13 protein-coding genes and 1 pseudogene are annotated in these 18093 nt (G+C 55.5%); 9 read left to right on the top strand and 5 right to left on the bottom strand.

Annotated features, from left to right (window positions below; genetic code table 11):
• The first annotated feature begins 376 nt into the window (after positions 1-376).
• Together ML401_RS21350 and ML401_RS21345 are read left to right on the top strand one after the other, a co-directional pair.
• The gene (locus ML401_RS21350) at positions 377-1459 is read left to right on the top strand and encodes a nucleoid-associated protein (RefSeq protein WP_285806797.1); all 1083 of its coding nucleotides are present in this window, start codon (positions 377-379) and stop codon (positions 1457-1459) included.
• The gene (locus ML401_RS21345; RefSeq protein WP_285806796.1) at positions 1456-2442 is read left to right on the top strand and encodes a GTP pyrophosphokinase family protein; all 987 of its coding nucleotides are present in this window, start codon (positions 1456-1458) and stop codon (positions 2440-2442) included. Before ML401_RS21350 ends, ML401_RS21345 begins: the two co-directional genes overlap by 4 nt.
• Before the next feature lie 243 nt (positions 2443-2685).
• Here the strand turns inward: ML401_RS21345 and ML401_RS21340 are convergent, their stop codons facing one another.
• On the bottom strand, positions 2686-3045 hold the full coding sequence (locus ML401_RS21340) for a hypothetical protein (RefSeq protein WP_285806795.1): 360 nt from the start codon (positions 3043-3045) through the stop codon (positions 2686-2688).
• 459 nt (positions 3046-3504) lie between these two features.
• Between ML401_RS21340 and ML401_RS21335 the strand changes: the two genes are divergently transcribed.
• From ML401_RS21335 to ML401_RS21325, 3 genes are read left to right on the top strand one after another with little or no spacing between them, the layout of a single operon-like run.
• A complete protein-coding gene (locus ML401_RS21335) occupies positions 3505-4758 on the top strand; it encodes an AAA family ATPase (RefSeq protein WP_285806794.1) in 1254 nt (417 codons plus the stop codon).
• Entirely contained in the window at positions 4755-5423 is a 669-nt protein-coding gene (locus ML401_RS21330) for an HNH endonuclease (protein ID WP_285806793.1), read from the top strand. Before ML401_RS21335 ends, ML401_RS21330 begins: the two co-directional genes overlap by 4 nt.
• Before the next feature lie 20 nt (positions 5424-5443).
• Positions 5444-6211, top strand: coding sequence for a hypothetical protein (locus ML401_RS21325; RefSeq protein WP_285806792.1), 768 nt, complete (start codon positions 5444-5446; stop codon positions 6209-6211).
• 290 nt (positions 6212-6501) lie between these two features.
• Here ML401_RS21325 and ML401_RS21320 read toward each other — a convergent pair whose 3' ends face one another.
• The 3 genes from ML401_RS21320 to ML401_RS21310 form a co-directional block, all read right to left on the bottom strand.
• A complete protein-coding gene (locus ML401_RS21320; RefSeq protein WP_285806791.1) occupies positions 6502-6804 on the bottom strand; it encodes an H-NS histone family protein in 303 nt (100 codons plus the stop codon).
• Between the two features lie 607 nt (positions 6805-7411).
• Positions 7412-8044 (bottom strand): hypothetical protein, encoded by a 633-nt coding sequence (locus tag ML401_RS21315; RefSeq protein ID WP_285806790.1) that lies wholly within the window; start codon positions 8042-8044, stop codon positions 7412-7414.
• Positions 8041-9933, bottom strand: a complete 1893-nt coding sequence (locus ML401_RS21310; protein ID WP_285806789.1) for a hypothetical protein — start codon at positions 9931-9933, stop codon at positions 8041-8043. The genes ML401_RS21315 and ML401_RS21310 overlap by 4 nt, the downstream gene beginning before the upstream one ends.
• Before the next feature lie 1837 nt (positions 9934-11770).
• On the opposite strand from ML401_RS21310, the gene ML401_RS21305 reads away from it, so the two are divergent.
• Together ML401_RS21305 and ML401_RS21300 are read left to right on the top strand one after the other, a co-directional pair.
• Positions 11771-12748, top strand: coding sequence for an ABC transporter substrate-binding protein (locus ML401_RS21305; RefSeq protein WP_285806788.1), 978 nt, complete (start codon positions 11771-11773; stop codon positions 12746-12748).
• A 189-nt stretch (positions 12749-12937) separates the two neighbouring features.
• Positions 12938-13969 (top strand): annotated as a pseudogene (locus ML401_RS21300) (IS110 family transposase).
• 277 nt (positions 13970-14246) lie between these two features.
• Here the strand turns inward: ML401_RS21300 and ML401_RS21295 are convergent.
• The gene (locus tag ML401_RS21295; RefSeq protein ID WP_285806787.1) at positions 14247-16022 is read right to left on the bottom strand and encodes an adenylate/guanylate cyclase domain-containing protein; all 1776 of its coding nucleotides are present in this window, start codon (positions 16020-16022) and stop codon (positions 14247-14249) included.
• Between the two features lie 426 nt (positions 16023-16448).
• Between ML401_RS21295 and ML401_RS21290 the strand changes: the two genes are divergently transcribed.
• Positions 16449-17288: an ABC transporter substrate-binding protein gene (locus tag ML401_RS21290; RefSeq protein WP_285806786.1), complete on the top strand. Its 840-nt coding sequence runs from the start codon at positions 16449-16451 to the stop codon at positions 17286-17288.
• Positions 17289-17592: 304 nt separating this feature from the next.
• Positions 17593-17796 carry a hypothetical protein gene (locus tag ML401_RS21285; RefSeq protein ID WP_376717291.1) on the top strand — a complete coding sequence of 68 codons (204 nt, stop codon included), beginning with the start codon at positions 17593-17595 and terminating at the stop codon, positions 17794-17796.
• Positions 17797-18093: the final 297 nt, after the last annotated feature.

Raw genomic sequence — 18093 nt, 5'->3', positions numbered from 1 at the left:
TCCGGCGCGGCGGCGCCACGTCCCCGGTATCCCCGATGATACTATGCCGGACCAATGTGGAATGCTTTGCTCGCTGATCCACGTGTGATGTCAGACCCAGATACCCCATCCAGCAGCATGCCCCTGCAGACATCAACGTACTCCGCGTCGAGTGTCAGCTCAGGTTTTACGGAGAGCGGGCGATCTTGAAGGATGTTGGTCAACGCCTTCTCGACCAGACCTGCACCAATCGAACAGGCCGTCACGAGGAAGACGGTTGTTGGCCGAGCTGGCCACCCGGTGACTACACGCACAAATAGTGCAATGCACCAACATCTCCTTTTGCAATCTTCAGCGGCGAACGTAGTATGCCGACGGCTGAGGGGGATTTCTGATTATGTTCTACGAGAATATGTCCGTTAAGCGGATCATTTTGCACGACGTTTTTCAGCGTAAGGACGACAAGCTTCCTATCCCGCCTCGTTACGGCAATCAGCTATGTGTGTTGCCTGCAGAGGCAATGGACGATTTTAAGTCGCGTGTCATCGAGGCGCTCGGAAACAATTCCAAGAGTATGGAGATGACAATCAATGACGGGACGCCCGGCTCCGTGCCGGAGATCGCGGCGAAGTTGATCAAAGCGAATGATGCGCAGTTCATTATGCAATCGCAGGCCATTGCCGACCAGCTGACCGCAAAGCAAATCTCTCGTACGCTACCCGGCGGTGTCATCGTCGTGTTTTCAGGGACCATCGGCAGTCCCGCGCGCCCGTTCCTCGGCATTATCAAGGCCGAAACTCAGTCAGGTTTCTTGCGTGAGGTCAAAAGAGGAGCATTGGACGCGGCGTATCTGAAGGACTTGTTCCTAACACCTGCCACCAAGCTCTACAAAATCGGCATATTTGTGCACGTCGATCTTGCTGCCGATACGAAGAAATTTCCAATCGGATGGAAGGCCTTCGTTTTCGACAGCCACATGAGCAGCGCGAAACGCGACGGGGCGGCACAGTATTTCTACGAAGGTTTTCTTTGCTGCGTGATCCCCCAGGACAGCTCTTTTTTAACCAAAGCGTTCTTTGATCATACGAAGGCTTTCATCAAGGCGCTGGATGTTCCGCAGGAGAAGCGCGCTGATTTGATGACTGGTCTTTACACATATCTAAAGGTCGACAACACGCCAACGCTGAGCGTGAGCTCGTTCGCGAAAAACTATTTCGAGGACGAAGTGGCCGACAGCTTTGAAACGTTCATGAAGGCGAAGAAGTTTCCTACGAACGCCATTAATAAGGACATTACCGATCTTCAAGGCCAGCTTCGCTTACGCAAGATGGTGTTTTCAAATAGCATAAAATTCACGGCACCGCCCGAAGCTTTTAAGGACATGATCACCGTCGAAACTATTAAGGGCGAAGGGCCGGCTGGTGCTGGACAGGAATGGACAAGGATCACAATCCGCGATCACATCCGTGAAGAGTCATGACCGAGGAGGAATTTCTCGCGCTTTGGGATAGCGAGCGACCCATGTACGAGAAGTGGGGCGCATACGTCGCCACATGCCTCGTCAAGGACCTCGGACCTCTGATCGCGCCGGCTTCCACGGAATTGTTCGTAAAATTGCCCATCGCGCCGCGACTGAAGACAGGCGGGTCGTTTATCACGAAGGCATTTTACAACACGAAGCGCAAGACGCCGTATCAAAATCCATATGAGGAGATCACCGACAAGGTCGGTGTTCGGCTCGTCGTACTTCTTCCAACGCAGATATCGAAAGTTCAGTCTGCGCTCGAACACTGCGATCTATGGGAGTTTTCCAAAGACAGGGATTACGAGCAGGAGATTGCCGAGAGGCCCTACGTGTTCGAATATCAGTCGGTACACTACGTCGTCAGAGCCAAGAACGACGTTGACGTTGATGGCACGATGGTTCGGAAAGGCACGCCTTGCGAGGTGCAAATACGGACGCTGCTCCAACATGCACATAGCGAATTGACCCATGACACTATCTACAAGCCTAGCGTCGAGAAGACTCCGCAGATGGAGAGAGCGGTCTCCAAGGCAATGGCGCTGATTGAGGCCACGAGCGACTACTTCGAAGACGTTGCGAGGCTGATCGAGGGCCTCACCTCGCCGAGCCGTAAGCTGACGGAGGAATTGATCCATCTCTACCGAGAACGGGTAGGAGTGGCAGCCGAGCCTACGAAGGTGGATGGTCTTTTACTCGAGGCGTATGGATCAGGTGATACTCCGTTGGATGGATTGCAAGAATTTCTGGACTCGAAGAGCTACGTCGCAGAACGCATCGCGGAGCGTGCGAAGACCAAAATTCTCTTCAAGCAGCCCAGCATTCTCCTCGTCTACAGAGCAGTCGCTGAAGGATCGCGAACGGCCGCAGCAAAGTGGCCGCTCACTCCGAACGAACTTTCGCCCGTGTACACCGATCTTGGAATGTCGATGTCGAGTTGACCGGCCGCTACCCAATTCGCTACCTAAACAAGTCTCGAACAAATAGTGCACTGCTAAGCCGTTATTTTGTTGGTACAGTTGGGTGGGTACTGCCAACAATCCGGCTTCAGCTCTGAAAAACCTAGCGAATTTTCGCTTGCCTTTGCCCGTTTGGTGTCACCATTTTGTATTTGGGCAAGCAGCAGGTCAGCGCTCAAGCCTGCCTGCTGAACGCGTAACCGCTCAAATACCTGACCCATCGCCTCAATCCCCGTCTAGCCGTTGTCTGCGCGATCGACGGATGCCGGTATTTTGCGCATAGGTGAGGGGGTCTAGATCGTCCTCGTCTTCGTCCTGATCCCGCCTTGCATCGAGCAAACCAATCTTGCGCATAAGACGTGATTGGGTGTTGGACAGGCGCTGATATTTCAACCGCTCGTCCAACGTCGTTTCGCCGGTCTTCACATATGCGGCTTCGCAGTCTTCTAGGACACACTGCAGGAGGGCAATGCGACGGATCAGATTGCGCCTTGCCTCGGATATCTTCTCGTCGCCTCCGCAGTCTTCGACGTATCGGAGGACGAGATCAGAGAAGCGGCGTCCTCTGGGGGAGACGTTGAACACGCACACGCAGTTCCTTGGGCGAGATGTCGATTGTGTCCCTTTTCTTCACTTTCTTCTGCGGATTTGGGCCTTTCCAAGTACGGCTTATTTCGTCGCTTCTTCTTGTGCGGGATTTCCGTCAACGTCAGTCGTTCTCGCTGCCGCCTGTCGAAGTCCGGGCCTGCGGATGACTAGTCGTTATTCTGATTGAGCATTTGGCATTGTCCCTCGGTCTAATTGTCGAGGGATGGGTATCGTAGCACTTGCCGCCCGATGTCACGCCATAGGTGCCGAGCCGTCGCGTCCTCCCCGGGTGCTAGGACATCGATTGCCGCCCGGCGGAGCGGTTCTGGGTGGGGATCTTCCCTAGACGTATCGTTCTACGTCCTGAGATGTAGGCGGTTGACAAGGAGGGGGCTTTTCCTCCAGTTGTATCTTCGATATATTTCGCGCGTTTCCTCTTTCCGCTCGTGTGCATGAATGCGATTTCAGAGTCTCTCGCTTAACGGTTGGCGACAATTTCAAGACGTCCATATCGACTTCCACCCACGTCTCACGGTTATTACCGGGGCTAATGGCGCAGGTAAGAGTACCTTACTTCGGTTGATTTCAGACCACTACGGATGGTCATACCCCCTTTTGGCAACACCGGCTTATTCCAAGGCCGGTATCTTAAGCTACTTGCCGGGCATTTTTAGTTGGTGGACGCAGCCCGAATTGCCCCCACGCTCGCAGGTAGGTGGGTTCAAGTACAGCGACGGAACGGCATCCTCCATCTATGTGCCCAATGACGTTAACGCGATTACCTATAATGTAAGCATCGAGCATAGACCTCATGTGCTGGGCTTGCACGTCCCATCCCATCGGCCGAGCGCACAGTACCAGCAAGTAGCAAGCATTCCCACGAACGCGATCGGCGCCCAACAAGCATTCGACATCTACCGAAACGAGACGTTCCAGCGCTTTCAGAATTCGTACACTCAGTTCAGCCCGACCTACCGGATGAAAGAAGCCATCATCTCGATGGCGACCTTTGGTCCTGGCAATCAGTACGTTCAGAGGAATTCGACGATTGCCGAGCTATTCGACGGCTTCAAGGGCGTTCTGAAGAAGATGCTTCCTCCAAGTATCGGCTTCAAGGATATCAACGTCCGGATACCGGACGTTGTCATCGTTACGGAAACGGGAGACTTCATCCTAGATGCCGCGTCAGGTGGGCTTCTGTCGCTCTTCGATTTAGCTTGGCAGATCTATCTGTATGCTCACGATAAGTCTGAATTTGTTGTGACGATCGATGAACCCGAAAATCACCTTCACCCATCAATGCAAAGGGCGTTGATGGGAAGGCTGCTCGAAGCATTCCCGAACGCGCAGTTTATTATCGCGACGCATAGTCCGTTCATGGTGTCATCGGTCCGCGACTCGTTCGTATATGTGCTCGGCTACAATCCTAATGACGTGGTGAACGAAAGCGGCATCAATAGTCGCGTTAGCTCCTTGAAGCTCGACGCCGCAAACAAGGCGGGTACCGCCAGCGAAATTTTGAGAGATGTTTTGGGGGTGCCAGTCACTCTGCCTGAGTGGGCCGAGAGTGACCTTCGCCAAATTGCGAGCGAATTTAAAATACAGATGCTCACCTCTGATGAGATTGCGCGCTTGAGGCAACGGCTCGATGATGCGGGTTTGGGTGAGTACTACCCTGATGCTCTCCGCCAGATTGCGGGCGCAGCATGATAGCACTGCACAAACTTCCTAAGCCGCAAGTGTTGGCGGACAACGAGGTCGCTTGGACGCATGCAATCGTGTCAAAAATTGCTGCGGGTGATCAGCCGACCAAAACAGAAAAGTCCCGCTATCGGCATCCTCAAATCAAGGCCGTACTTGTCAATGAGACCCACGGCAAGTGTGCTTACTGCGAAAGCAAGCTGCTTCACATTCATCACGGAGATGTGGAGCACATCTATCCCAAATCGCTTGACCCTGCTCGAACGCTAGAGTGGGAAAACCTCACGCTTGCGTGCGAGGTATGCAATCAAAATAAGTCAGACCACGATCCATTTTTGAAGCACGTCATCGATCCATACAATGTCGATCCTGCGCAACATCTCTTATTTACTGGATCGCTCATTTTTCCGCGCGGCACCGTGGAAGGGGAGAGTACTCGCACGTTGCTCGACTTAAATAGGGGGGAACTCGCGGAAAGACGCAAAGAGCACCTCGAGAAAATTATGAGCATCGTAGGGACGATCATGCGAAACGACCTTCCAATTGCCGTCAGGCGGGCCCTTTTCGGCGATCTCGCTCAGAAGGAGGCCGGGCCGTCTGGAGCGTATTCCGCGATGACTAAGGCCGTGATCATGCAGATCACTCCTTCGCTCCCTGATGACGTTATATGCTAAGCCTTTTCTGCAAGTCCTATATGCCGTTCTTCCAAGCAACGCATTTGACTGACTTCGAAGAGAAGCTGGCAACACTGCAAGCACGACACGATCGGCTGCTGCTTCGGTTCATGCGCGCGCCATTAAGGCAAGAGAACGCACGCGAGTATGCGCAACATGGGTTTATGAGGCGGTTTGGTACGCTGCGCCGGTGCTTAGAGAACGTATTCGAGTTGATCCCACCATCCACTGAGACGATCCCCGGTCGGCCGGTGTTGTACGACGCGCAGATCAACGTGCAAGCATTCTTTGCTAACGTCTATGGCAGTGTCGACAACTTGGCGTGGATTTGGGTTCACGAACGAGGTTTGCAGGCGATACCGAAAAGTCGCGTAGGCTTGCGCGTTCAGAACACAGAAGTGCGGGCCACGTTGAGCACTACGTTTCAAAACTACCTAAAGAGCCGCGACGAGTGGTTTGAGCACGTCATAGAGTACCGGGATGCGCTTGCGCATAGAATTCCGCTGTACATTCCTCCGGGCGGCGTCCCGACAAGAAATGTCGATGCCTACAACGACCTGACGCGGCGAATGAATGACGCTCTCTACGTTGTCGGCGATCCTTACGAGTACGAGCGATTGTCCGCCGAGCAAGATCAGCTTCTCATTTTTCAGCCGATGATCACGCACTCGGTCAGAGAGACAACGGCGCATTATCCTTTTCACGTCCAGATGCTGGCCGACTTTCTGACCGTGGAGGAGTTCGGCTATACGATGCTGGACGAATTGCAGTTAGCCAACGCGACTTAGGGCTGGAACAAATTCTCGTTCATCAACGATACATCCGTCACGGCACAATATTTGCTACGCAGCGGGGAGGTCGATCGGGGCGTGCGGAGCTGTTCCCAAATGGGACGAAAGGTCCGGGCTTCAAAAAGGCAGAAGCGTATTAAGCCAGACCTGCTTGTGCTGGCTGTCGAGCTTCAGAAGCTAAATCGGAGGCGCGCATCCATCGCCGACATCGGCAAGCTATGGGATGAGGTGCAAGCACTCCGAGAGCAAGTTAGGAAAGCCGAAATCCGACGCCGGCACTGAACGGGCTACGTCGCGGTCCGATCAATACGTAAGTCATCGATCCGTTTTCCGGACTTCAATAGGTTTGTTACCCAGCGAGGCTGCTTACCGCGTCCGGCCCAAGTCTCCGATCCATTTAACGGGTTTCGATACTTTGGAAGGACCTGGGGATAGCGCCGTCGGGTGCCAACTGTTTGCCGCGCAAGAGACCCAACCGCGCGGCGGAGCTTGGCCAACCGCTCCTCTAGCGCCTCTTGTTTCACCGCAAGTTTTCCTGGGAGAATGGCCTCGGTCTGGCGGTAAAGATCCCAAAGCTGGTCGATGGACATCTGCGCCAAGACGTCCCTAGACGGTTTCATATTTTGCTCCTCAAAGAGGAAACCGGAACATTAGGTTCCGTCATTGGAACGTTTTTGTGGTTTCTTGGCGCCTGATCTTCGTTGAGAAATTGACCCTTCGAGGACCACCTGCCTGTGTTCCGCAATATTGCTTCAGCAGCGCGGCACTTCATTTTGTTTTTGCCTAGACACCATAAAGGATCGTGATTAGGCCGCCTTTGATTTATGATGCCCGCCGTTTATGGGCGGTTCGATAAGCTGGGAGCCCGCAATGGTCAAACGCTGCCTCAAGCCAGGCCGAATGCGCTGTTCGGCTCGCCACCTGAAAGCTGACACCTCAGTTGTCTGCAGAAGGGCAGCCACGGGCCATGAATAGACATCCCGCCGTTCATTCAATTAAATCGTCGGCCCACAACAGGAAATTCGCGGGGATTACCGGTCCCAGTTCGTGGCCGCCAATTCCACGATGCGTTGTGCTCGGCATATAACATCGGGCTAGGCTACAGAATGACAGCATCGGCGTGCTCTCGGGCAGAGAGGTGGTGCTCCGCCCCGATGCTAAACGGACGCAGGACGTGAGGCACCGTTCAATCTTGCTTCACGCACCGAGCCTGGCACGCGCAAATTCAGCGTCGGCGGCAACCATATTCAATTGATTGACAACATCGAGCAATTTCGGACCATCGCCGGTCAGCCGCGCGAGCTGCAGTTCGCCTCGCAGCAAAATGACCGTTCGACGGTGCGTCGCCAGGTTTTCCCGTATCCGAAAGATCGCTCCTTCACCGCCCGCGCCCTCATCCACATAAATGGCATAAAGACTAACAATAGTGCCTCCTAGAGCGACAATGGCAGCGGTCATGGAGCTAATATTGGGTGCTCCTTGAACAAGGGCACCCACTGTTCCGCCTCCCGCAAGCGCAGCCAATACACCGCCCACAAACTTTAGCCGACGCAAGAGCGTGCTTCGTCGCTCAACCAGATCAAATACATTTCTGGTCTCCGAAAGAGCCGCTTCCAAAGCAGTGTCCACGACACTGTCGGCGAGCTGGGACTTCCGGTCGGTGTCCTGTGACTTCCGATCAGCGTTCGCATTTTCAGAACCATAAACTCGAACGCCTCGAATAGAATTCTTGAATTCGGGAAACTGTACTTCCAGCGCCTTAAGCAGATCAGGTTCTCGACGCGCGGCGAGCCGAAAAATCGGCCCCCACTCACCAAGGTCGCTGCTCATCTTGTCCTCAACTCCAAAAGCCGGTCGAACGATCTCATCGCCGACCAAGGCAAAGTCCCAATTGCAATAGTTAAAGTGACCAAGTCCGGCCGCTTCCAACGAATGCGACGCAAAAACTCTGCCAAGCCCAACGCAATCGCGATGTAGACACCCAGCCACGCGATCTCTTCGTTACGCGGGAAGACAAAATTGATATCACTCATGCCCAGTCCATACTTGCTGTATTTGTCCATTGTTGCAAATCCGGTGAACATTAAGCAGCCGGGTACAAACCAGGCAAACGCTCGAAAACCGGTATTGACGGCCAACTCCCCCAGACTGGCTTTACCCGTGAAATATAGTCGGGGGTGTGTGCTGTCGAGGAGTCCAAAGACAAGCGCAAATCCGACAACCAGAAGCACGCCTGGAAATGCCAAGAATAAAATTGCTATGGCGCCGAACCAAGCGTTGAAAAAGATAAGAGCAGTCCATACCAAGGCATATGAGCCAACAATAAAAACGCCAATCGTACTTGTTAGGAATGATTTAGATTCTTCATCATGATCCTCCCAGCTGGTTCTACCTGCGAGCACCCGCGCAAGCTCCATCAGTCCAAAAGGATTTTGAAATGCGAGCAACATAAGCAGGGCTGCGCCACCCCAAATGATAAACGGACTAAAGCAAACCAATATAATCGTGACAAATATGGTGCCCACTAAGTGACCTTCGTGCGACCCTTCTTTCGTTTGGCTAATCGATTCCGTTTTTAACAACAACGGCACAAGACTCGAAGCGGAGTGGGTCTTGGTTTCAAAATGCACTGAATTGATGGGACCCGGTCGCACCAACTTTGTTCTATCAGGTTCGGCCAACAAAGTGGCGCCGTGTAATAGGTCCCTCCGAACCACCATTGGTGTGCCGCTTTGGCTACCGAGGTCGTCAAGCAGAGACAATAAATCCTTGTCCTTACGATGACGAAGCATATCGACGACGTCTCTTGACGTCAGTTGAGCCGTGGCCCCCGAAATGGATGCATTGCAAGCCGCGGAGCAACTCAGATTGAGAAGGGCGCTATCAGAGGCGTGTACTTGAGTGCCAAGTTTGTCGAAATCTACCTTGAAAAGCATGCTGCCCGACGTGTTGTTCACGTGAAAAGCCGCACCTTCGGAATGACCGACTACAACGTAGAACTCGCGCGGATTTAGACGAATATATTCGAACAGTTCATCCGCCGATTTGGGAACGAATAAGCTAGACCCAACAACGCTCTTAAATTCAGCAATCTGAGCAACGTCTCGTCCGTCTGCCAACAGCACCACACGCATATTTTCAACCATGTCTCTTGCAGACACTTGCGAGAGGGAGGAGCGGTTGATGAATACATCATTGGAGACGGAGAGATTTGGGCGAAGATCAATAAGTACTTCGAGGTCTCCGTTCCGGTCTTTCTCTACACGAACAGATTTTTTTTCCAATACGTCGCGCACATGAAGCGAGTATCCCTTATCAATAATGCCTTTCAGCTCGATTGGATGATACAAGTCCTCGCGATCAACTAGTATGCTGGGTCGATCCCAGTGCGGCACGGCTGCGTGTAATGCACTATATTCATCAAGTGACAGAGAAGACGAACTACGACTAGCACGTATGGTCGGTTCTCCGGCCGTAGACAGGCGAAGTCGAGGTTCCGTTTCAATCTCATGCAAATTCTTAAGAAGCGCGTCTGTCCTAGGATTAATGCTGGATGCGCCGCGCATCGTGGAATTTGGTGCTTCGATGTATCGAGATGTGGAAGGCATCTCAATGTCGCGCTTGCGGGGTAGCTGTATGGGTGCCACATCATCCAACAAATGGCCAAGGCCCCGTTTTTGCGCAAAAGCGTCGGGGCCGGTAGTGGCGGCGATCAGCATTACTAAGCTAGCACATTGCGCAACACCCCGCATCAACGAGTACCGAGCGCGCTGTTTAGCTGTCCGATCAGTCTTCATGAAACTTTGCCATGCATCTCTAACGTGAAAAATTCTAGCGCAATAGAAGTCTGAGTCCAGAACTTCTGCTTGTGCGCACTCCGAATTGGGGTTCTGTGGTATCCAGGATGCGGCGGGATCAGCCCCTCACGTGATCTACGCTTGGAACGACGCGTCAACATCGAGGCCATCTCAATGCTTTTAACACCTTAGGGTCTCGGGTCACAATCGACCTGGCTGCCTTATCCTCCTGCCTTGATCGTGCGACGTCCGTCCGGCTTCATCGAACCATACTGTCGAAGGCGGCCACCGCGCCGTCCAGCCCCTGGGGGAGCTGAAGGCTGCTTCAAGTCACAGCCGTGCCTCGCGTCGTCGTCACCGCAGGCTTACGTTGCTTCGCAACATGCGGCGGGGCGGCCACCGCGCGAGATGGCACGCAGAAGCAATTAATGGCGGCAACCTGTATCTGATCGTTTCCGACACCGGCTCTCGTAACTGGGTCCTGCGTTTCACCTGGCGCGGTAGGGCCAAGGAGATAGGCTGGCGAGCGCCGCCAGCGTGCCCCTGGCCGATGGTCGCGAGAAGGCGGCAAGCGCCCGCCGTAAGATTGCCCAAGGTCTCAATCCTATTGACCAGCGCAAACGCGACGGCGGCATTCCTACGTTTGGCAAAATGGCAATTGATGTGCGAGAGGCGTTTTTGGCAGGATGGCCTGGGCGATGATTGCGAGGAACGAACGCTACCACGAGCCGGCCGCGCTGGCGGGCTAAACGAGATTGCGTCGACATCGCCGGCGTGACGTAACGGTTGGGAGGGCGAACAGTACGTAATGCAGCGCCGGTCGATCCGGCGATCAGGACAACCCACATGGGCCACAGCATCATCGAATGCGTGCTTTTGACTGGGACCTGATCCGCGGAGGGCATTATGGCCAGCGGTCACGTGAAACGCGCTATCAGGCCGAACACATGGCTGCTCCGACCAATACTGCGACGTGAAGATTCTCCTTGCCAACCCGGAGCCGTCCACACATGGCCCATCGCTTCCGTTGGCGCGGTGCAGCTGTATGTCGGCTCACAGGGGTAGACCGGAAGGTTTGCATCCAGCGCCAAATCGACGCGATTGACCCATTGCAGAACTGGCGGCTCGCTTCGGCAATGCAGGAAATCTCCTGAGAATTTGCACAAAGACATACAGATTTTCAGGCTACAGTAGTGGCCATGAAGCGACTTCTAATATTTCCGGGTCTTTTACCTCCATTGGCGCTGCTTGCTTTCTTGGTCCCCGGCCTGGTTGCGAGACCGGAGCTTCCGACGTTCCGGGCACTATATGGAATGCTTGGGATCGCCTACTTCGTTGCGATAGTACCCGCGTGCCTTTTGTCTGCAATGGACTGGTATTTGTCGCAAAAACCAACCTTTGTAAGCATCACGGTCACAGCGACAACAGGGTTTATTCTTTCATTGGTGACAGCTTATGTCTTTGGCTTGAGAGCGGAAGTTAGAAACGACCCGGTACTCATCGGATTGGTTGGAGCAGTTCCAACCGCAGTTTGTTGCTGGCTATCGAAGACGAGCCAAGCGCAGCAAGATGCATAAAGGCTGTGTGACTAGCGGGACTGACGTAGGTCGCGCGATGTCTCCTTCTGGCCCGTAGCTGACCTGCGCGGCGGCGTCCGCCGACAGCCGATTTTGACCCGTTGCGGACCTTTGCTTGACTAGCCAAAATGGTGCGCTGTGTGCTCAGATGTGACTTGAACGTAGCACGGCCAGGTGATCGGATGGAGCGGCGCGCCTTAATCGCTGTGCTCGGCGGCACCGCGTTTGCTTGGAGCCTTGGGTCGGTTCTCGCCGACGAAAAGAAGCCCAAACGCAAGGTAGGAGTCTTGTCTGGCCTCTCGATGACCCGGCTGGCGCCATTCGAAGAGGGCCTGGGCGATCTGGGCTGGAAGCCCGGCCAAAACATCGAGATCCTCTATTTCGCGGCAGACGGATATCTTGACCGCCTTTCGGGCCTCGCCGTGGAGCTATGCAAGCAAAAGCCTGACGTTATCCTCGCTATCTCAGGACCGGAGACGAGGGCGGCAAACGCCGCAGCGAAGGGGCAGATTCCCATCGTCTTCGGCGTCCACGGCGATCCCGTCGGCATGGGTGACGTCAGCAGCCTGGCAAAGCCGGGGGGGATGATAACCGGCCTGTCCCAGATGCATCCCGAACTCGCCCGCAAGCAGCTCGAACTGCTGAAGGAGTGCGTTCCCGCCGTCGCACGCGTCGCCGTCCTGTGGAATGCAAATGTTGCTCAGAAGCTCAAGGACTGGGCTGAATTGACAGCCGCCGCGCAAGCTCTGGGCATTCAGCTCCAGTCAAAGGGAATGCGAGGGCCGGCTGATCTCGACGGTGTTTTCGCGGAGTTGAAGGCAGACCGGCCCGACGCCATTCTGATCCTCGGCGATCCAATGACCGTCAACTTGAAAGCCGCCATCGCCGATCATGCACTCGAACAGCAGTTGCCCGGGATGTATCCATTCCGATCCTTTCTGGAAAAGGGCGGGCTGATCTCCTACGGCGCCGATACCGACGATCTGTTCCGTCGCGCCGCGAGCTATGTCGACAAGATCCTGAAAGGCGCGAGACCGAGCGACCTCCCCATCGAACAACCGATCAAGTTCGTGCTGGCCATCAATCTAAAGACCGCGAAGGCATTGGGGACCGTCATCCCACTTTCTCTGCTTGCGCGCGCCGACGAGGTGATCGAATGATCCGCTCCTACTTCCGCTGTTGGCCCATCTGCGAAGTTGCGCCTCGGCGGTCGGAAGTCCGCTCGTTGAGCCAGAGCGGACCAGATTTGCTCAACCTGAGTTCTTCGTTTTGACCCCAAGCCGACTTGCGGGACCGGCTCAGAGGGTCGCTCCCGTTTTTGAAGCTCCCACGATTCGGAGGAGCGGCCTATGCAGTCAATTTCGACGATCGGTCTGGATATTGCGAAGTCGGTCTTTCAAGTGCACGGCGTCGATGCAGCCGGGCAAGTGGTCATACGGCGTCAGCTCAAGCGCCGTTTCGTGCTGTCCTTCTTTGAGAAGTTGCCGCCGTGCCTGGTGGGGATCGAGGCTTGCGCATCATCTCATTATTGGTCCCGTGAGTTGCAGGCGTTGGGACATACGGTGCGATTGATGCCTCCGGCCTATGTGAAGCCGTACGTCAAGCGGCAAAAGAACGACAGCACCGACGCGGAGGCCATTTGTGAAGCGGTCACGAGACCCACCATGCGGTTCGTGCCGACCAAGACGGTCGAGCAACAGAGCTGTCTGATGCTTCATCGAGCGCGCCAACTCTTCATCCGCCAGCAGACTGCCGTCATCAATTCAATCCGCGCCTATCTTGCCGAGTTCGGGATTGTCGCCCCGGTCGGGCGCCGGGGCGTCGAGCAGTTGCTGGAAGTAGTCGCCGATACAGCTGACCGCCGGCTCCCGGTGGTGGCCCGCGCGTGTCTTGAGGCTCTCGGCAGTCAGTTGCGGGCGCTGAAGGCCCAAATCCTGGAGTTCGACAGGCGCATTGTCGCCTGGCATCGATCGAGCGCGACGAGCAAACGGCTGGACGCGAATCCTGGTGTCGGTCCGGCGCTGGCAACGGCGCTGGTCGCGAGCGTTGCTGATGCCAAGGCGTTCCGATCAGGCCGGGACTTCTCGGCCTGGGTTGGCCTCGTGCCGAAGCAGAACTCAAGCGGAGGCAAGGACAAGCTTGGCAGTATCAGCAAGCAGGGCGATCGCTATTTGCGCAGCCTGTTCAGGGCCGGCGCACTCGCCGTGATCCGCTATGCCAAGATCCATGGAACGGGGCATTGGCCTTAGCTCACCGCATTGCTGGCGCGGCGAGCTACCAAGGTCGCTGCCATCGCGCTCGCCAACAAACTCGCCAGGATAGCCTGGGCGATGATGGCGAGGAACGAACGCTACAAGGAACCCGCCGCTCTCATGGCGTAAACGAGATTACGCGGACATGCCGGCGTGACGTAACGGTTGGGAGGGCGAACAGTACGTAATGCAGCGCCGGTCGATCCGGCGATCAGGACAACCCACATGGGCCACAGCATCATCGAATGCGTGCTTTTGACTGGGACCTGATCCGCGGAGGGCATTATGGCCAGCGGTCACGTGAAACGCGCTATCAGGCCGAACACATGGCTGCTCCGACCAATACTGCGACGTGAAGATTCTCCTTGCCAACCCGGAGCCGTCCACACGTGGCCCGACTCCGACATTACCCCTCCGGCACCCCGGCCATGCGCAGGCCTCGAACCAAGCGCTTAGCTCCGGTCCGGAACTGCACATTGCTGGAGAATGGAAAGGCTTTTAGGCGGCGTATCGTGAAAACTGGATCAAGAGCAAGCCCGGTTTTCGTGGCGGCTCGCGCCTCATCTAGCTCACCGGACAGCGCATGCGCAGCGGCGAGTTGGAAATGAGCCCAAGGATAATTTGCGTTTGCCTTCAGAGAGCGGCGTAACCACATAATTGCCCCGGTATCGTCTTCGAGGTGCAATTTAGCATTACCCACATAACTCAACCAGCGATTCATGGCCTCATCACGCGGGGATAATCGAAGCGCTTCCTGTACATGCGCCTCGGTTTCTAGAGCCCGGCCAACGAATATCTTGGCGGCTCCCACACAAACGTGCGCTTCAGCTAAATTCCAGTTTAAAGCCAAGGCATGTTCGCATTCCGCCATGCCCTGTGCTGTGCGCCCTGTGCAGAATTGGACCGAGCCCAGAAACATGTGAGCCAGCGCGTGTTCCGGAGCCAGAGATAAAGCCTTCATAAGCGCTGTTTCGGCGCTCTTGAGCCGGACATCCGCATCATCGACAATCATATGGACGGCGCTTGCCGTGTCGATTGCCGCGATGCCCACTAAAGCATCTACATTTTCGGTATCGAGTTCCAGCGCGCGTTCGAAATAGACTCGCGCTTGCCCCATTTGCTCGGGGGTCCAGCTCTTGTTCCAACGCGCCATCCCACGGAAGTACAGGTCTAAAGAGCTGGGCTGCAATGAGCGCTCAGCCCGCCTCGCCTCAGCCGCAATGAGTTGCGCATTTAAAGTGTTTGCAAGCCTGGATACGATTTCGTCCTGCATGTCGAATAGATCGGCGACAGGCTTGTCGAAACGCTCGGCCCAAAGGTAATTGCCGCTTTCGGCATCGATAAGCTGCACGTTCACTCGAAGGCGGTTGCTACTACGCTGCACAGAACCTTCGAGCACATAGCGGACGTTCAACTCGCGCCCGATCTTCTTGAGCTCGGCCGCCTTGCCTTTGTAGGTAAACGCGGTGTGGCGGCCGATCACGAACGAGCCCCTGATGCGCGACAAGTCCGTGGTCAAGCTCTCGGTCACACCATCGACGAAGTAATCTTGCGCCGGATCACCGCTGAGGTTGGTGAAAGGCAACACCACGATGGAAAGATGAGGCGGCGAAAGCGGGTTCGGCCTCGCGCTTCCCTCTTGGGTCGCGAAAATCGCGGCGTAAGCTCGGACCGGCCGGTCGATGTTTTTTAGGTTCTGCTCGCCCAGATCGGCGAACTCAACCCCGACCTTGCCTCGGATATGATCGTAGGCTGAAGCCGAGATGCAGATGCCGCCGGGTTCCGCGATGCTCTCAAGTCGCGCCGCAATGTTGACGCCGTCTCCAAAGATGTCGCGAGGCTCGACGATTACGTCGCCAATATTAACGCCCACGCGGAAAGCAATACGTGTGCCTTCCACATCACCGATGGTAAGTTCCTTGACGCGGGCCTGAAACTGTATGGCGGCGCGTACAGCCTCAACCGCGCTCGGAAACTCCGCCAAGAACCCGTCGCCGGTGTTCTTCACGATGCGGCCGCCGTGTTCGGCGATTGCCGGGTTGACGGCATCAGTTAGGAGTGCGGCCAGTTTGGTGTGGGTAGGCTCTTCGTCGCTATGCATGAGCCGCGAATAGCCAGCCACGTCAGCGGCCAGTATGGCCGACAACCTGCGTTCGATCCGGCTTGGCGGCTTTTGCGGCATGGCACGTAAGTCCAACACACTGGATATTGTACGATGGATCGAACGACAGCCCAAACGCGTTTTTGAGGCATACCAACCGGCTGATGTCCGTTGTTGGCCATTGCCGACCTTCACGGCGCTCCCAGCTGAAGCCCGCTTCTGACCCGAAGCTGACCTTCACGGCCAAGCACCGCCAGGGCCGTTTTGACCAACAGCGAACTTCGGAGCGCGCTACTCGACTTTGATCCTGATCGGAGTACGAATTAAGCTCTATTTGGTCCTTTCGGAAAGCGATAGCATAGAGCCTCTTTGAGGTTGGGGCATCCAATGAGGCGACGGGACTTCATAGTGGTTCTTGCTACATTGTCGAGCGTTCGCCGCGCGGCAGGTCGCGAGCGAGTTCGTCGCCTGGGGGCGCTAATCAGCAGCCCTGTAAGCAAGAACACATTGGAGGAGGTTCTTAAAGCGCGGGGGTGGACGATCGGGGGTGATCTTCAGATTGAGTATCGGATAACCGGCGGCGATACCGATCTGTCGCAGAGATACGCGCGCGAGTTGCTCGCTTTGCATCCCGACGCGCTATTCGCGACAACCAACACATCGATGGCTGCGTTGCACGCCGAGCATTCCAGCGTTCCGACTGTTTTTGCCATGGTCAGTGATCCAATTGGGATGCACTACGTCGAGCGCTTCTCAAGACCGGGCGGCAACGTCACTGGGTTTACCCCATTTGAACCCTCCTTGGGCGGCAAGTGGGTATCGCTGCTGAAGGAAGTTGCTCCGAACGTTGAACACATCGGCCTGATCTACAACCCCGAACCGGGAAACAACTCGGCGGCTTTTCACGAGGCGATCGGCAATGTCGCGAAACGCGTGGGAATTATTTCGATTGAGACGCCGGTCGGTGATGCCTCGGATATTCACCGCCTAATTCGCTCGTTCAAGGACGAGCCCAAGAGCGGGCTGATCTTCTTGCCTGACGCTTTGACGTCCGAACAAAGCAATCATTTTACTGCACTGGTAGCCGACGCTCGGCTTCCCGCCATCTATCCGCTTCGCTTGTACTGTGCGGCTGGTGGCCTCATGTCCTACGGAGTCAACATTCAAAAGATGTACATGGGCGCGGCATCCTATGTTGATCGGGTTCTGCGCGGTGCCAAGCCGGCAGAGCTGCCGGTGCAGGCTCCAACCGAATTTGAACTAATTGTCAACCAGAAGGCAGCCAGGCGGCTTGGCTTGGCTCTGCCATCTACTCTATTGGCACGTGCTGACGAAGTGATCGAATAACTATAGTTGCGTTTCCATGAGTCCGTTTGTGGCCCTTCGCGACAGTTTGCGCGGCGCAGCGACATGTCCGAAGTCGGGGGCAGACCGGAAGTCATCGGCCGAGGCTCGAACCGGCGCTTTTGACCCTGAGCGGACAGCCCAGCGGCCTAGTTTGATTTTGGAAACGGCTTTGGGGTTAATAAATGACTGGCGTTTCGGCATCGCGAAGCGCATGCTGTCTCCACCACCGATCGGCCCGTGGCACATATCGGTGATGAGAACGCCTCTTGCGCTCCCGCCTTCCTCAAACAGGATAGGAGCGCCCATGATCAAGCATCGGCGCCGTTTCAAACAGACTCAATCGTTAGAAGAACGACTAGCGGCAGAGGCCCTTCGCTTGCGGGCAAAAGCTGAAGAGGCCGCACCAGGTATCGAACGCGACCATCTGTTGCGGCAGGCTCGCCAATGCGATACCGGCTCCCACATGAACCAGTGGCTCACGTCACCGGGTTTGCAGCCGCCGAAATGACTTGGACAAATCAGGCCAAAGAATACTCGTTGATCAGTCTAGATTTGCCCAACAACCAAGCCGCGCTAGCACTCGCCCAAAAGATCGCTGAACGTACTGGCCTTACCGTCACTGTGCGCGACGTAGAGGGCATTGTTATTGCCCGTCTCGCGGCTGCGATCAAAAACTGATCCTCGAAGTAAGGCCGCCTCGGCGGGCGGCTCTTCACTACCTGCATCCTCACTTCTGCAATTGGCCCTAGCTTCCGTTGGCGTGGTGCAGTTATGTATCGCCTCACAGGGGGGAGACCGGACATTT

The sequence above is a fragment of the Bradyrhizobium sp. 62B genome (genome assembly GCF_030272265.2).
GTDB lineage: Bacteria > Pseudomonadota > Alphaproteobacteria > Rhizobiales > Xanthobacteraceae > Bradyrhizobium.
Note: the sequence above shows the minus strand (reverse complement) of the source record. Positions and strands in the feature narration are given on the sequence as shown.

Bases quoted from the DNA above. Each gene is read 5' to 3' on its own strand.
- ML401_RS21335 (WP_285806794.1), top strand. From the start codon at position 3,505: ATGCGATTTCAGAGTCTCTCGCTTAACGGTTGGCGACAATTTCAAGAC.
- ML401_RS21305 (WP_285806788.1), top strand. From the start codon at position 11,771: ATGGAGCGGCGCGCCTTAATCGCTGTGCTCGGCGGCACCGCGTTTGCT.
- ML401_RS21315 (WP_285806790.1), bottom strand. From the start codon at position 8,044: ATGAGCAGCGACCTTGGTGAGTGGGGGCCGATTTTTCGGCTCGCCGCG.
- ML401_RS21330 (WP_285806793.1), top strand. From the start codon at position 4,755: ATGATAGCACTGCACAAACTTCCTAAGCCGCAAGTGTTGGCGGACAAC.
- ML401_RS21325 (WP_285806792.1), top strand. From the start codon at position 5,444: ATGCCGTTCTTCCAAGCAACGCATTTGACTGACTTCGAAGAGAAGCTG.
- ML401_RS21310 (WP_285806789.1), bottom strand. From the start codon at position 9,933: ATGCTGATCGCCGCCACTACCGGCCCCGACGCTTTTGCGCAAAAACGG.
- ML401_RS21320 (WP_285806791.1), bottom strand. From the start codon at position 6,804: ATGTCCATCGACCAGCTTTGGGATCTTTACCGCCAGACCGAGGCCATT.
- ML401_RS21350 (WP_285806797.1), top strand. From the start codon at position 377: ATGTTCTACGAGAATATGTCCGTTAAGCGGATCATTTTGCACGACGTT.
- ML401_RS21285 (WP_376717291.1), top strand. From the start codon at position 17,593: ATGATCAAGCATCGGCGCCGTTTCAAACAGACTCAATCGTTAGAAGAA.
- ML401_RS21295 (WP_285806787.1), bottom strand. From the start codon at position 16,022: ATGCCGCAAAAGCCGCCAAGCCGGATCGAACGCAGGTTGTCGGCCATA.
- ML401_RS21345 (WP_285806796.1), top strand. From the start codon at position 1,456: ATGACCGAGGAGGAATTTCTCGCGCTTTGGGATAGCGAGCGACCCATG.